The sequence below is a fragment of the Pseudomonas sp. RA_35y_Pfl2_P32 genome (assembly GCF_963970735.1).
Taxonomy (GTDB): Bacteria; Pseudomonadota; Gammaproteobacteria; order Pseudomonadales; family Pseudomonadaceae; genus Aquipseudomonas.
The window spans coordinates 1-478 of record NZ_CAXAQF010000269.1 but is presented as its reverse complement, the minus strand read 5'-3'; the positions used below and the strand labels follow the sequence as shown (position 1 = coordinate 478).

1 protein-coding gene is annotated in these 478 nt (G+C 59.0%); it reads left to right on the top strand.

The annotated features are described in order from the left end of the window. Positions 1-478, top strand: a 478-nt coding sequence (locus AACY45_RS28210) for an IS110 family transposase (RefSeq protein WP_339548756.1), incomplete at both ends; no start/stop codon positions are given.

Sequence of the window (478 nt, the reverse complement as noted above, 5' to 3'; positions counted from 1 at the left end):
CGGCAACGTTTACCTCGTGATCGCTGGCTGCAAACGGTGCTGGAGAAGATCGAACCCGGCGGTGAGATCGGCATGGAAAGTTGTGGCGGTGCGCACCATTGGGCGCGGCAGCTACAGGCACGCGGTTTTCAGGTGAGGCTGATCGCGCCGCAGTTCGTCAAACCGTACGTCAAGAGCAACAAGAACGACGCCAACGATGCCGAAGCAATCTGTGAAGCGATGAGCCGTCCCAGCATGCGCTTCGTCGCCATCAAGACCATCGAGCAACAGGATATCCAGGCGACGCATCGCATCCGGGCCGGCTTAATCGAACAGCGAACGGCCAAAGCCAATCAGATTCGTGGACTGGTCGCCGAGTACGGTCTAGTCGCCCCGAAGGAGTTACTGATGCTGCGTCGTGCGATACCGTGCTGGCTAGAAGATGCGGATAACGGTTTGACGGTTCGCTTGCGTCGGCTACTGAATGGCTTGTGGGGCG